The sequence below is a fragment of the Mesorhizobium sp. M0571 genome, assembly GCF_040320985.1.
Taxonomy (GTDB): Bacteria; Pseudomonadota; Alphaproteobacteria; order Rhizobiales; family Rhizobiaceae; genus Mesorhizobium.
Map to the genome: position 1 here is coordinate 162060 of NZ_JAMYQT010000003.1, position 13906 is coordinate 175965.

Below are 13906 nucleotides of genomic sequence, written 5' to 3' on the forward strand. Positions count from 1 at the left end.
ACAAAGGTGACCCATGACCAACAAAACGCTGTTCCAGCCCTATACCCTCGGCTCGCTGATCCTCTCCAATCGTATCCTCATGGCGCCCCTGACGCGCAATCGCGCCGGCCCGGGCTTCGTTCCAGGCGATCTCGCCGCGGAGTACTACGGCCAGCGCGCATCGGCAGGCCTGCTGATTTCCGAGGCCACGCAGATCTCGCAGCAGGGGCAGGGCTACCAGGACACGCCCGGCATCTACTCCCAGGACCAGATCGACGGCTGGCGCAAGGTCACGACCGCCGTGCACGTCAAGGGCGGGCGGATTTTCCTGCAGCTCTGGCATGTCGGCCGCGTCTCGCACGTCGATCTGCAGGTGAACGGCGCCGCGCCCGTGGCGCCCTCGGCAATCCGGGCCGCGACCAAGACGTTCGTGAACAACGGCTTTGTCGAGGTTTCGGAGCCCCGCGCGCTGGCGCTCGACGAGCTTCCCGGGATCGTCAACGATTTCCGGCAAGCAGCCGCGAACGCCATTGAGGCCGGCTTCGACGGCGTCGAGATTCACGGCGCCAACGGCTATCTGCTGGACCAGTTCGCCAAGGACGGTGCCAATGTCCGCACGGATGCTTATGGCGGATCGGTCGAGAACCGCGCCCGGCTGATGCTGGAGGTTACCGCTGCGGTGATCGAGGAGATCGGTGCCGAGCGCACCGGCATCCGGATTTCGCCCGTCTCGCCCGCCAACGGCGTCTCGAGCAGCGCCCCCCAGGCGCAGTTCGACTATATCGTCGATCAACTCGACGCTTTGGGCATCGTCTACATCCACGTCGTCGAGGGCGCCACGGGCGGATCGCGCGATGTCGCGCCGTTCGACTTCGGATCGCTCCGCCGGCGCTTCAACAACACCTATATCGCCAATAACGGCTACGACCTCGAACTCGCGGCGTCGCGGCTCGCCGAGGGCAAGGCGGATCTGTTCGCTTTCGGCCGACCGTTCATCGCCAATCCCGACCTTGTGGAACGGCTGAGGACGCGCGCGCCGCTGACGGAGTTCAACTCGGCGACGCTCTATGGCGGCGGCTCCGCTGGCTATACCGACTATCCCGCGATCGCCGCCTCAAGCCGCCCATGAGCTATCGGAGGGCGGCGCCTGCGAGGCAGCCATCCCACGTGACAGCAGCGCCTCAGGGCATCTCTCTGGCGCTCCGCTCGAACTGGCGTCCAAACCTAGGGATTCAGGAGGGCCGTGGAGGGCTATAGCATAGACGTTAGTTCCTCTGGTTCGCCCAGGGCCAGCCAGACGAGATTCGTAGCACGATTTTGCGTCGTACGTTCGCTTTACAGGCGCAAGCGGACCCATTCACCGTGATTTCGACTGTCGTGAATGGGTCATAAGCCGACATAGCTCGACGGCGCCTCTGAGCCAAAGCGCACCGCCCCCCCTCACACCGCCAAACTCCCCTGCTCCGCTTCCTCGGCATTAGGGTCGCCCGGCGCAGTCGCCCAGGCGAGCTCCACCAGCGTCACCGTCCGCCTTCCGACCCCGTCGAGCTGGCAGACGATGAGGCCTTGCTCCTCGATATAGGTCAGCAGGCGCCGGGCGCGGCGCAGCGAGTGTGAGCCGTAGGCGCGGGCGATCGCCGCGTCGCTCGGGCAGGGCCAGCCCTCCTTGGCCGCGCGGGCGATCATCATGAACACACCTTGCATGTCCTCGGGCAGCAGCGAGGCGCGGACCGAGACATCCTGCCATGCGTCATCCCCTGCCATATCGGAGCCGAGGCCGGCGCGGGCGCGCGTCAGCATGCGGCGGAACTCCGGCAGGTCCGGCACGACCGAGGCGAGGCCCTCTATGCGGCAGCGGACCACGAACTCCTGATAGAGCACGCCGATGACGCGGAACCCCGCATCAGGTTGCGCCATCACGGCGCGCAGAACCCGGTCGACGCGCTCCCGCCGCTGCGCCAGATCCTCGGCGCTGATCGGCGGTTCCACCGGTTCGGGGCGGATTTCCAGCGCCGCCGACTTCGCCGCCATCAGCTGATCGAGCAGGTCCGGCGACGACCGGCGCTGCGGCCGGACAGTTTCGGGCGGCGGGGCCGCCAGGATGATGGCGCGCGCGTCCTCCAGTGCCGATTCCGGCAGCGGCATCAGGCGCGGGGTCGCATTGCGCGGACTTGTATCGGTCGGGCCGATGCGCAAGCCGAGCGGACGGCGCGACAGCGCCGGGCCGAGCGCCATGAATTGCCCGCGCTCGAGGTGGCGAAAGGCCTCCGCCTGGCGCCGCTCCATGCCGAGAAGGTCGGCGGCGCGCGCCATGTCGATATCGAGAAAAGTCCGGCCCATGAGGAAATTGGAAGCCTCGGCGGCGACGTTCTTGGCGAGCTTGGCCAGCCGCTGGGTGGCGATGATGCCGGCAAGCCCGCGTTTGCGGCCACGGCACATCAGGTTTGTCATGGCGCCGAGCGAGAGCTTGCGCGCCTCATCCGAAACCTCGCCCGCGACTGCCGGCGCGAACAGCTGCGCCTCGTCCACCACCACCAGCATCGGGTACCAGTGGTCGCGGGCGACTTCGAACAGCCCGCCGAGGAAGGCGGCGGCGCGCCGCATCTGGTTCTCGGCGTCGAGCCCCTCGAGATTGAGCACCGTGGAGACGCGATGGATGCGCGCCCGCTCGCCGGCGCTCTGCAGGCCGCGCTCGGTATGCTCCTCGGCATCGATCACCAGGTGGCCAAAACGGTCGCCAAGCGTCACGAAGTCGCCTTCGGGGTCGATGATGGTCTGCTGCACCCAAGGCGCGCTCTGCTCCAGCAGCCGGCGCAGCAGATGGGATTTGCCGGAGCCCGAATTACCCTGCACCAAAAGGCGCGTCGCCAGCAGCTCCTCGAGGTCCAGTGCCGCCGGGGCGCCTGCGGTCGTCTGGCCTATCTCGATCGCAACGGTCATGTCTCGACTCTCCTTGTGGAGAGGGCTTATCAACCGCATCAGAGCCCGTCGAGCGCCCGTGGCCGACCGCTCGGGTGTTGCGCACAGCTGGATGCCGCTGGCGGTCGAGGATTGCTGAGCACAGCAATGAAACGCACCGTTTCGATTCGATATGGCTTGTCTGCGTGGCTCTACTCCGCCAGATCGACATGATGGGCGCCGTGCGGCCGCGGTACGCGGCCGAGCCGTTCGAGCGATGGCCGTTCGCCGTTGACGACGCGGAAAACTTCGAGCCCGGCGCCGAGATCCGAGCCCTCATGTCCCTGGAACACGGTGGCGAGGAAGTGATCTCCGGTCCGATCGAAGGCGCCGCCCTCCGGCAACACCGCTTCAAAGGGATAATCGGCGATCTTGGCGATGGCACCCGTTGCCGGATCGAAGCTCAGAAGGCTGACGCTGGCCTCCCTATCGAAACGGAGCGTTCCGGGCAGGAATGCCGTGCCGCGCATGTTGACGGTTGCCACAAGCCGGCCGTCCGGGCTGACCGCGATGCCCTCGGCCGAAAGATCGGTCTCGGCGCCGGCGACAAGGTCATGGCGGGCGGCTGCGGCCGGTGTCGCGGGGTCGGCCAGCCGCACCACGCTGATGCTCGAGCGCGTCTGCGGGATACGGCCCTCGAGGTTGGCCGCGGTGAAGTTTCGGCCCCAGTTGGAGGTCAGATAATGGCGCCCGTCCCGCGTGAAGCGGCCGACAAAGGGATCCGCGCCGACATCGACGATATTGCCCCAGGGACGCAAGCCGGGCCTGCCGGCATTGCCGATCACCTCGAAGAAGGCGACCCGGTTCTGGGTGTTGATGTTGACCGCGATGAAGCGGCCGCTCGGATGCCAATGAATATTGGTCGCGGTCACGCCGCCGCGTGGCGTGGAGGCTGACCCCGTGACCCCCAGCCCGGCGAGATCGAACCGCGCGACCGGGCCGAAGCGGTCATCGCCATAGCCGACGATCTGGACGAAACTTGCCTCGGGCGTGTTGGACACCACGGAAACGCGGCCTCCGTCCGGGCTGACCGACAAGGCTTCGGGGAAAGTGGCGATTTCGGCGGTGTCCGCTAGGCGAGGTGCGGCGCTGTCGGACAGATCGACAGCGAAAAGGCGCCACCCCGGCGGCAGGTCGCGAACAGTGTCGCCCTCTCGGGGACGCTCACCCAGCCTTTCGGTGACAAAGGCGGTGCGCCCGTCTTCGCTCAGCTGCAGGACTTCCGGTGCCGAGGTCACCGAATTGGAGAGCGGCATCGTGCCGGTCACGAGTTTGCCATCGACGGTGGACAGCACTGTCAGCACATCGCGATGGCCCGCCTCGCGTGGCGCAAGTTGCCCCGTGGCATAGGTCTGGGCGACGAAATCACCGTCGGAGACGACCGCTATCCGGCCTGCCGAAATCCGGCCGACAAGATCCGATGGCTGTGTCGTCACTGTGGACGGTGCGCCGATGCTCAGCGCGATGGCGAGCGCAGAAGAGCTTAGCCTGATCATGATTTCGTTCCTTTGCTGGTCCCACCAAACCCTTGCATTGGCGGAAAATATCTTCGACGCTGATTGCATTCCAATCGGAATGTCGGCGCCTGTGATAGGCGTTCTGCATAAGGAGGCGATGTTGGATATTCGCACGCTCGCCTGTTTCGTGGCCGTTGCCGAAGACCTGCATTTTCGCCGCGCGGCGGAGCGGATGAACCTGACCCAGCCGTCGCTCAGCCGGCGCATCCGCGCCCTGGAACTTGAGATCGGCGCCGATCTGTTCGAGCGGGATCGCCGCAGCGTGGCGCTCACGCCGGCCGGAGCCGCCTTTCTCGACCCGGCCCGCAAGGCGGTGCAGCACGCCAACGCCGCAAAGACGCAGGCGCTAAGGGCGGTTCGCGGCGAGGTCGGGCGCTTGCGGCTCGGCTTCACCGTCATTGCTTTCTATGGGGTCCTGCCGGAAGCGGTGCGGATGTTCCGCACCCGTTATCCGGATGTCGAGGTGGATCTCATCGAGATGAACTCGCCATTGCTGGAAAGAGCGCTCGCGGCCGGCGAGATCGATCTGGGCGTGCTGCATCCACCGCTCTCGACGCCGGAGCTGATCGTCCATGGTCTGCCCGACGAACCGCTGGTGCTGGCGCTTCCGGCAACACACCGGCTCGCGGCACAAGCAACGATCCGCGTGAGCGACCTTGACGGCGAACCGTTCCTGCTTGCGCCGCGCGTCATTGGCCCAAGCATCTATGACCGGGTGATTGCCCTGTTTCGAGGCGAGGGCATCAGCCCGCGCATCGTCCAGGAGGTGACGCCGATGACGACACTGGCTGGCCTGGTCGCCGCGGGTGCCGGCCTGGGCTTCGTCACCGCGGGCATCGCACGGGTGGCGCGGCCCGGCGTGGCGTACCGTCCGGTTAGCCCGCAGCCGCCATCCTTGCCGATGGCCGCAGCGTGGCGCGAGCCGGTCTTGGCCGCGAGTGGTCGACGTTTCCTGGAAATGGTTGCGACGCTGGTTGCACAGAGGACGCCTTGAACCGAGATCGCGGTGAGATTGCCTGCGAACGCCCATGGTCCGATCGGCCCGCCTCTCACCCGCTGGCCTGTTTGGTGCCTCGCGACCCGGCGCGCGCAGCCACCAGGAAAATGCTCTCCATCAGATCCTTTTCGCGCAGTGGCTTGCCGAGCAGCGGCACGTCAGAGGGCCGGTCGGCGATCGCACCCGCATCGGCATATCCGGTTATGATCACCGCGGGCCAATCGGACCGCAGATTGCGTGCAAACCGAATGACCTCCAGGCCCGAGACGAGCGGCATGGCAAAATCGGTGACGATGACGTCGAAATCGTACGGCGCCCGCTCGATCATCGCCAGCGCTTCCGCACCTCCGCCGGCGCAGGTCACCGCAAAGCCATGTTGCCGAAGCGATTGCGCCGTCAGTTCCCGCAGCACATTGCTGTCGTCGATCAGAAGGACCGATGGATATTCCTCGCCGGCATTCACGACGGTGTGGTCGGCATCGGACTTCTCGGCGATTTCGACGGCACGCTCGATTGAACGCGGCAGCCAGAGCTGGACGGCAGTACCACGATCGACGACGCTGTCGATGCGAAGCGTGCCGCCGGATTGCTTGACGAAGCCATGGACCGTGCTCAGACCCAGACCCGTGCCTTTGCCGACGGGTTTTGTCGTGAAAAACGGTTCGACGACCTTGGCGAGAATGTCGGCCGGTATGCCCGATCCCGTGTCCTTGACAGTGACCAGGACATAATCACCCGACGAAATATCCTCGGCTGCACTGCTTAGCATTCGGTTTTGCGCATCCACAATTATCGTCCCGCCGGACGGCATGGCATCGCGCGCGTTGAAGACCAGGTTCATCAGCGCGAGCTCCAGCTGGCTGGCATCGACATGCGCCGGCCAGACAGTGTCGTCGACCAGCCAATCGAAGCGGATCAGCCCTCCCAGGACCGGAGCCACCAACCCGTTCATGGTGTCGCCGAGCGCGGCGAGGCGCACGGCCTGCGGCTTCAGCGTCTGGCGGCGCGAGAAGGCAAGCATGCGGTTGACGAGCTCGGCGCCTTGTTTTGCCGACCGGCGTGTCAGTTCCAGAACCTGCCTGGCCTGTCCGTCGAACTCGGCGTGGCGCTCGAGCAATCCCAATCCGCTGAGAATTGCGGCAAGCAGATTGTTGAAATCATGCGCCAGGCCGCCGGTAAGCTTGCCGATCGCGTCGAGGCGCTGCGATTGCAGCAGCTGGTTCTCCAGCTCGCGCCGCTCGGTGATGTCCAGCAATGTGCCCAGGATCTCAGGCCTCTGGCCGTCGGCGCCGTTCGACAAGACGCCCTGGTCGAGAAAAATCCGGTAGTTGCCGTCGGCGCATAGCCAGCGGAATTCGCAAGTGTAGGAGCCAGCAGTCTTGGCTGCGAGCAGGGCTTGCCTCACTCTCGGCAGATCGTCGGGATGAACCCGGCTCAGGCCGAAGCCTGGATCGGACGTCAGCCGTTCGGGAGGAAAGCCAGTCAAGCGTTCGACCCCTTCGGTGACGAAGCTGGCGCCGAACGGCGGCTCCGCCGCCCTTGCGTGGAAGCAGACCGGAAGAGAGCTCAAAATGGCATGCTGCCGCTCCTGGGCGCTACGCAGCGCCCGCTCGGCCTCGAGCTTTTCCTTCTGCGCCTGCAGTGCCTGGGCCAGCAGCCCCTGCTCGACAGCCGCCTTTTGCTGGATTTCGAGCGTCTTTTCATGAAGCTCGACGAACACGGCGACCTTGGAACGCAGCATGCCCGGGTCGAAAGGCTTAAACACGTAATCCACCGCGCCGGCGTCGTAGCCGCGCAGCATGTGTGCGTCTTCCTTGTTGATAGCGGTGAGAAAAATTATCGGCGTTCGCCTGGATTGCTCGCGTTGGCGGATCAGTCCCGCGGTCTCGTAGCCGTCCAGTCCAGGCATCAGCACATCCAGCAGGATGACTGCGAAATCCTCCTTCAGCAGAGCGCGCAGCGCCTCTTCGCCCGACTGCGCGCAGACGACTTCGCCGATAGGGGCAAGAACCTCGCCGATCGCCAGCAGATTGCGCTCGTCGTCATCCACGGCCAGGATGCGCGCCCTTGCCGGCCCCTCCGCCGGGGCCATAACCTCTAGCTTCCTTGCTCCGTTCCTCGACAGCTTTTGCATCGAGCGGCCGTCAGTTCACTGCCATGAGCGTCTTTTCCGGACCATGCACGCGGGATCGCGAGCGGCCGATCCAGACACGCAGCAGCGCCAGCAGCAGGTCGAGGTCGACAGGCTTGGCGATATAGTCGGAAGCACCCGCGTCGAGACATTTTTGCCGGTCGCCCTTCATTGCCTTGGCGGTGACCGAGATCAACGGGATATGGGCGATCGCCGGCATGCCGCGGATCTGCCGCATCGTCTCGTAGCCATCCATCTCCGGCATCATGATGTCGATCAGTGCGGCGTCGATGTCCGGGCTCTGCTCGAGAAGCACGATACCTTCCCGACCGCGTTCCGCGTGCAACACCTGGATATCATAGGTTTCGAGAACGCTGGTGAGCGAATAGATGTTGCGAATATCATCATCGACGATGAGAACCTTTGCGCCGCCGAGGTCGAATTTGCCCGGCTGTTCGGCTGCCGCACCGTTGTTTTCGTGGCCTCGCCCTGGGAGCGTCGCGGATATCAGGAGAGCCAGCTGCGCGAAATTCTCCGCCCGCGAAACATCCGCCAATGCCGGATGCAAGGCGAGCGACTGTTCCAGTGCTTCCGGATAAGGTGCAAAGAACAACAGCCGCGACACGGATTGTCCGAACAGGACGGCAATCTCATCCAGCATCTGGGCGTTGTCCTTGGCCGAGCGGCCAAAGCCGAGCACAACGGCATCATACGCGGCGATGCCGATGTCGTCCGCATTCGCCGCGACGCGGCCGATCGCCGTGACCGAGGTGACACCGTCGCGGATCGCCTCGATCAATGAGAGGCGGCGCTCGGGATCGATATCGGCAATCAGAACGCGGCGCTGGACGCGGAGCTTTCTGGAGTGAATGTCCTGGAAGACCTTCATCAGTTCGTCCGACGATACGGGCTTGGTTGAAATGCTGGATGCACCCTTGCGGGCAAGGACCTCGATGTCTTCGGCGCCCGAGATGACATGGACGGGAATGTCCTTGGTTTTCGGGTCGTGGCGAAGCAGATCGAACAACACCCAGCCGTCGATATCCGACAGTCCGAGATCGAGCGTGATCGCGTCAGGAACCAGCTTGCGTGCCAAAGCCAGCGTGCCGGAGCCCGCGGTCGACAGGACGCCTTTCAGCCCGGCCGCACGTGCGAGGCCGAGCAGCAAACCGCCGAAGGTCGGGTTGTCCTCGACGATCAGCACGACCCGGTCATCCGGTGAGATGGTATCGCGGTCATCGAGCAGTTCAGAGGATGGCGGGCTCGGCTGCGCGGTCGTTGCGGCCACCTCCGTCGCCGGCAGCAGCGCCGCTTGCGGTGCCAAGGCCATCCGGGGTCCGTCGAACGGGATGACCAGCGTAAACGTCGAACCCTTGCCCGGCGTGCTCTCGACCCGCAATTCGCCGCCGATCAGCCGGGCAATTTCCCGGCTGATCGAGAGCCCAAGGCCGGTCCCGCCATATTTGCGGCTGGTGGTGCCGTCGGCCTGCTGGAAGGCTTCGAAAATCAGCTTCTGCTTTTCTTGCGGAATACCGATGCCCGTATCGGTGACCGCGATCGCGAGCGCTTCCATCGGTTGCACCGAGCCGTTGTGACGGCCTGTCTTTTCGGCCCGAAAATTTAAGCTGACCTCGCCTTCGGAGGTGAACTTGAACGCGTTCGACAAAAGATTGAGCACGATCTGCTGCAACCGCTTCTCGTCCGTGCGGACGGTCTCCGGAAGCTCAGGGGCGACATTGATGGTGAAGCCAAGTCCCTTGTCGGTCGCCAGCTGCCGGAAGGTTCGCTCCATATGCTGCCGAAGATGCACCACCGGCATGTCGCTGATATCGATCGAGACGGTGCCCGATTCGATCTTCGACAGATCGAGGATGTCGTTGATGAGGCTCAAAAGATCAGTGCCGGCCGAATTGATGGTGCGCGCGAACTCGACCTGCTTGTCATTGAGATTGCCTTGCTGATTGGTTGCAAGCAGGTTTGAAAGGATGAGCAGCGAGTTGAGCGGCGTGCGCAATTCGTGGCTCATATTGGCGAGGAATTCGGACTTGTATTTGGAGGTCAGCGCCAGCTGCTCGGCCTTCTCCTCCAGCGCCCGCCGCGCCATCTCGATTTCGAGGTTCTTATTCTCCACCTGCTTCTTTTCGTTCTCGAGCAGCTGCGCTTTTTCCTGCAGCTCCTCATTGGTGGCGTGCAGCTCCTCCTGCTTCTTGGTCAGCTCGGTCTGACGCGCCTGCAGCTCCGAGGTCAGCAACTGCGACTGCTTGAGCAGGCCTTCGGTGCGCATCGTGGCGGCGATGGTGTTGAGAACGATGCCGACGGATTCCATCAGCTGGTTGAGGAACGACTGGTGCGTGTCGCGGAATTCGCTGAACGAGGCGAGTTCGATGACGGCTTTCACCTCGTCCTCGAACAGAGCCGGAAGAATGATCACGTTCGCCGGCGCGGCATTGCCAAGGCCGGACGTGACGCGCAGGAAATCCGGCGGCACGTTGCCCAGCATGATGGCGCGCTTGTCGGCGGCACTCTGCCCGACAAGGCCTTCGCGCAGATCGAGGCGCTGCTTGATCTCCGCCTTGCTTTCGGCGCCATAGGAGGCCGCAAGCTCGAGATAGGATTCGTCCTCGTCGCGGTTGGTCACGTAGAACACGCCATATTGCGCATTCACCAGCGGGGCGAGCTCGGACATGATGAGACGCGAGACCGTGGCCAGGTCGCGCTCGCCCTGCAGCATGCGCGAGAACCGGGCGAGATTGGTCTTCAGCCAGTCCTGCTCGGCATTCTTCAACGTCTGATCCTTCAAATTGCGGATCATCTCATTGATGTTGTCTTTCAACGCCGCCACCTCACCGGAGGCCTGGACGCTGATCGAGCGGGTCAGATCGCCCTTGGTCACCGCCGTCGACACCTCGGCGATGGCGCGCACCTGGGTGGTCAGGTTGGCGGCGAGCTGATTGACGTTGTCGGTCAGGTCGCGCCAAAGGCCGGCAGCGCCAGGCACGCGGGCCTGGCCACCGAGCTTGCCTTCGATGCCCACCTCGCGGGCGACGTTGGTCACCTGGTCGGCGAAGGTCGCAAGCGTCTCGATCATGCCATTGATGGTGTCGGCGAGCGAGGCGATCTCGCCCTTGGCATCGACCGTCAGCTTGCGCTTGAGATTGCCTTGCGCCACCGCGGTCACGACATCGGCGATGCCGCGCACTTGGTTGGTCAGGTTCGTCGCCATCAGATTGACGTTGTCGGTAAGGTCCTTCCAGGTGCCGGCGACGCCCTCGACCCGCGCCTGGCCGCCGAGCTTGCCCTCGGTGCCGACCTCGCGGGCGACACGCGTCACTTCGCCGGCAAAGGAGTTCAACTGGTCGACCATGGTGTTGATCGTCGATTTCAGCTCCAGTATCTCGCCCTTGACGTCGACGGTGATCTTCTTCGACAGGTCGCCGCGCGCCACTGCAGTCGTCACCTCGGCGATGTTGCGCACCTGGCCGGTCAGGTTCTCGGCCATCGAATTCACATTGTCGGTCAGGTCCTTCCAGGTGCCGGCAACGCCGCGCACCTGCGCCTGGCCGCCGAGCTTGCCCTCGGTGCCGACCTCGCGCGCCACGCGCGTCACCTCCGAGGCGAAGGAATTCAGCTGGTCGACCATCGTATTGATGGTGTCCTTCAGCTCGAGGATTTCGCCGCGCACATCGACCGTGATCTTCTTCGACAGGTCACCCAACGCCACCGCAGTCGTCACCTCGGCGATGTTGCGGACCTGACCGGTCAGGTTGGCGGCCATTGCGTTGACGTTGTCGGTCAAATCTTTCCAGGTGCCGGCAACGCCGCGCACCTGCGCCTGGCCGCCGAGCTTGCCGTCGGAACCGACTTCGCGCGCCACGCGCGTCACCTCGGAGGCGAAGGAATTCAGCTGGTCGACCATCGTGTTGATGACGTCCTTGATCTGCAGGATCTCGCCCAATGCATCGACGGTGATCTTCTGGGTCAGGTCGCCGGTCGCAATCGCCGTCGCCACCTTGGAGACGTCGCGCAACTGCACGGTCAGATTGCCGGCCATGGCGTTGACGTTGTCGGTCAGGTCCTTCCAGGTGCCGCCGACGCCCTCGACGTGAGCCTGGCCGCCGAGCTTGCCTTCCGACCCCACTTCGCGCGCCACACGCGTCACTTCCGAGGCGAAGGAATTCAGCTGATCGACCATCGTGTTGACGGTGTCCTTGAGCTCCAGGATTTCGCCCTTGACGTCGACGGTGATCTTCTTCGACAGGTCGCCGCGGGCCACTGCGGTGGTGACCTCGGCGATGTTGCGCACCTGGCCGGTCAGGTTGGCGGCCATCAAGTTGACGTTGTCGGTCAGATCCTTCCAGGTGCCGCCGACGCCCTTCACCTCGGCCTGGCCGCCGAGCTTGCCTTCCGTGCCGACCTCGCGCGCCACGCGCGTCACTTCCGAGGCGAAGGAATTGAGCTGGTCGACCATCGTGTTGATGGTGTCCTTGAGTTCGAGGATTTCGCCTTGCACGGCGACGGTGATCTTCTTCGACAGGTCGCCGGAAGCGACGGCGGTGGTCACCTCGGCGATGTTGCGGACCTGGCCGGTCAGGTTCTCGGCCATCGAATTGACGTTGTCGGTCAAGTCCTTCCAGGTGCCGGCAACGCCGCGCACCTGCGCCTGGCCTCCAAGCTTGCCTTCGGTGCCGACTTCGCGGGCGACGCGCGTTACTTCGCCGGCAAATGAATTCAGCTGGTCGACCATGGTGTTGATGGTCGATTTCAGCTCGAGGATCTCGCCTTTGACGTCGACCGTGATCTTCTTCGACAGGTCGCCAAGCGCCACCGCCGTGGTCACCTCGGCGATATTGCGCACCTGGCCGGTCAGGTTTTCGGCCATCAGGTTGACGTTGTCGGTCAGGTCCTTCCAGGTTCCGCCGACGCCTTCGACGCGCGCCTGGCCGCCGAGCTTGCCTTCGGTGCCGACCTCGCGCGCGACGCGTGTCACTTCCGAGGCGAAGGAATTGAGCTGGTCGACCATGGTGTTGATGGTGTTCTTAAGCTCGAGGATTTCGCCTTTCACATCGACGGTGATCTTCTTTGACAGGTCGCCGGAAGCGACGGCGGTCGTTACCTCGGCGATATTGCGCACCTGCCCGGTCAGGTTCGTCGCCATGGCGTTGACGTTGTCGGTCAGGTCCTTCCAGGTCCCGGCCACGCCCTTCACGCGGGCCTGACCGCCGAGCTTGCCTTCGGTGCCGACTTCGCGCGCCACGCGCGTCACTTCCGAGGCGAAGGAGGCCAGTTGCCCGACCATGGTATTGACGATCTTGCCGATACGCAGGAACTCGCCGCGCAGCGGCCTGCCGTCGATTTCGACCATCATCGTCTGCGACAGGTCGCCCTTGGCCACCGCGCCGATAACGCGCGCCACCTCGGCCGTCGGCTGAACCATGTCTTCGATGAGGTCGTTGACGGAGCGGACGCTGGATTCCCAACTGCCGGTGGCGTTGCGGACGCGGCCGCGTTCGCCGATCCGGCCATCCTTGCCGACGACCTTGCTGAGGCGCTCAAACTCACGCGTCACCTGATCGTTGAGCTCGACGATTTCGTTGAAGGTATCGGCGATCTCCGAATCGAGGCCAGTGTAGACATTGTCGATGCGAACGGAGAAATCACCGCTCCGAAAAGCCTTCAACGCGTTCAGTATTTGACGACGGTCCAATTGCCCTTTGGATGCAAGCACGCTCACAGCGCCCCTCCCAGCTCACGACTCTCTTGAATGTCTTGATGAAACTGTCCCCTGCGGCCGACACAACTCCCCGCAAGCGCAACAACGCGGCATCTTCGATTTGGTTCCAGACAAAATTTCTGTTGTGACACAGGAATTTCACGGCCCCATTCACGAAACGATGAGCAACAAAGCTCTCATAGCGATTGTATTGATCACTATTTCCGTCAAACGGAACATCCCGGAAAAACTCTCGTTTGGTATAGATCGCGATACAGCGATGCACCCCAATGGAGACACTATCATGCTGAAATTACTCTCTGCAGCCCTACTTGCCATAGGCCTGGCCACATCTGCCATGGCGCAAACTGCCGGCCAGGAAACCGGCGGAACTGGCAATGATGCCAATACCGGTGTCAATACGGGCACTTCCGGCGCTAACACAGGAACCGGCACCGGAACTACGCCGAACACAATCGATCCGAACGCAACGAACGCCACGCCGCAGGGCAACGGCATGAATGACCGCTGCAAGGATACGGCGGGCAACGACACCGACAACAACACCCCAAGCGGCGCTATGACGTCGGATATGCAGAACTGCAACAAGTAAC

Annotated in this window: 7 protein-coding genes and 2 pseudogenes; 4 read left to right on the plus strand and 5 right to left on the minus strand. The window is 63.8% G+C overall.

Going from position 1 to position 13906, the window contains the following annotated elements:
- Window positions 1-13: 13 nt before the first annotated feature.
- Window positions 14-1108, plus strand: a complete 1095-nt coding sequence (locus NKI85_RS05350; protein ID WP_352522543.1) for an alkene reductase — start codon at window positions 14-16, stop codon at window positions 1106-1108.
- A gap of 311 nt (window positions 1109-1419) precedes the next feature.
- Here the strand turns inward: NKI85_RS05350 and NKI85_RS05355 are convergent, their stop codons facing one another.
- Both NKI85_RS05355 and NKI85_RS05360 read right to left on the minus strand, forming a co-directional pair.
- On the minus strand, window positions 1420-2919 hold the full coding sequence (locus NKI85_RS05355) for a helicase HerA domain-containing protein (RefSeq protein ID WP_352522765.1): 1500 nt from the start codon (window positions 2917-2919) through the stop codon (window positions 1420-1422).
- 170 nt (window positions 2920-3089) lie between these two features.
- Window positions 3090-4433 (minus strand): lactonase family protein, encoded by a 1344-nt coding sequence (locus NKI85_RS05360; RefSeq protein ID WP_352776314.1) that lies wholly within the window; start codon window positions 4431-4433, stop codon window positions 3090-3092.
- Here NKI85_RS05360 and NKI85_RS05365 point away from each other — a divergent pair.
- Window positions 4375-5448, plus strand: coding sequence for a LysR family transcriptional regulator (locus tag NKI85_RS05365; RefSeq protein ID WP_352776315.1), 1074 nt, complete (start codon window positions 4375-4377; stop codon window positions 5446-5448). The two genes, NKI85_RS05360 and NKI85_RS05365, sit on opposite strands and share 59 nt — an antisense overlap.
- Window positions 5449-5503: 55 nt before the next feature.
- Here the strand turns inward: NKI85_RS05365 and NKI85_RS05370 are convergent, their stop codons facing one another.
- Together NKI85_RS05370 and NKI85_RS37900 are read right to left on the minus strand one after the other, a co-directional pair.
- On the minus strand, window positions 5504-7543 hold the full coding sequence (locus NKI85_RS05370; protein WP_352522541.1) for a PAS domain-containing hybrid sensor histidine kinase/response regulator: 2040 nt from the start codon (window positions 7541-7543) through the stop codon (window positions 5504-5506).
- 52 nt (window positions 7544-7595) lie between these two features.
- On the minus strand, window positions 7596-8786 hold the full coding sequence (locus NKI85_RS37900) for a response regulator (protein WP_502895990.1): 1191 nt from the start codon (window positions 8784-8786) through the stop codon (window positions 7596-7598).
- Between NKI85_RS37900 and NKI85_RS37905 the strand changes: the two are divergent.
- A pseudogene (locus tag NKI85_RS37905) lies at window positions 8767-8832 on the plus strand (hypothetical protein); the annotation flags it as partial. The gene NKI85_RS37900 and the pseudogene NKI85_RS37905 overlap by 20 nt on opposite strands.
- Before the next feature lie 149 nt (window positions 8833-8981).
- On the opposite strand, the pseudogene NKI85_RS05375 reads toward NKI85_RS37905, so the two are convergent.
- Window positions 8982-13016, minus strand: a pseudogene (locus NKI85_RS05375) (HAMP domain-containing protein); the annotation flags it as partial.
- A gap of 457 nt (window positions 13017-13473) precedes the next feature.
- Here NKI85_RS05375 and NKI85_RS05380 point away from each other — a divergent pair.
- A complete protein-coding gene (locus NKI85_RS05380) occupies window positions 13474-13905 on the plus strand; it encodes a hypothetical protein (RefSeq protein ID WP_352522540.1) in 432 nt (143 codons plus the stop codon).
- The last annotated feature ends 1 nt before the right edge of the window (window position 13906 follow it).